Annotated in this window: 1 protein-coding gene; it reads right to left on the minus strand. The window is 40.7% G+C overall.

Going from position 1 to position 875, the window contains the following annotated elements; genetic code table 11:
• On the minus strand, positions 1-774 hold a 774-nt coding region (locus tag ACWIUJ_RS09085), incomplete at its 3' end, for a DNA-methyltransferase (RefSeq protein ID WP_454170419.1).
• Positions 775-875 lie beyond the last annotated feature (101 nt).

An 875-nucleotide genomic window follows, 5' to 3' on the forward strand; every position in this document is an offset into this window, starting at 1 on the left:
TTGGACTGTTTGGCAATTTTTATCGTCTAACGCTACTTCCAATCCACAATCCAAATACTCCCCGTTAAACTCTCGCCCTAATTCCCCCGCTACAAGGCTAGTAATGCCCGTGCCACTAAATAAATCTAGCACCAAATCGCCCTCTTTGCTTGAAGCCTTTATCATTCGCTCTATCATTTCGCGGGGCTTTGGGGTTGGGTGATTTTGCTGGACTACTTTGCCATTGATTTTGTTTTTGTGTCGTGTGCTTACGATTTCCCACACATCGGGGCAGAGTTTGCCATTTGGGTTTGGATACCACCTTTTGCCATTTTTTAAGATTCCCTTTTTGCTCGCGTGCTCTATGCGCTTGGTAGAATCATAAGGCAAACGAATGCTCTCGCAATCAAAATAGTAATTTTTCGCGCTCATCGTATAAAATAAAATGCTCTCTTGATTGCTATTATATCGCCTCTTACTCGCACTTAGCCCGTCTTTTTTATGCCAGCAGATGAAGTTTTGAAAATGTGCCTTGCCCCGCAAATAATGCAAAAATAGCGCGCAATTATAAGGTGTGTTAAAAATATAAAAACTGCCTGTGGGCTTTAGCTTTGGCAAAAGCGCGTCTATCCACGCATAGCTAAAATCTAAAAACGCACTTTGACTTGCGAAAGTATCCCAGCTAGCGACTTTCAAATTATAAGGTGGGTCGATGATAGCCAAATCCACGCAAGATTTTGGCAAAGAATCTAAAAAGTCAAACACATCACCCAAAAATATCTTTCCCAAAGGCAAATTTTTGTCGTGTTTGATTGATTTAGAGATAGTTTTTGTCATTTCCTGCCTTGCTACACTGCACTTTATAAAGTTGATTTTCTCGCAAAATGTAGATTATG

Source organism: Helicobacter sp. 23-1046, from assembly GCF_053654635.1.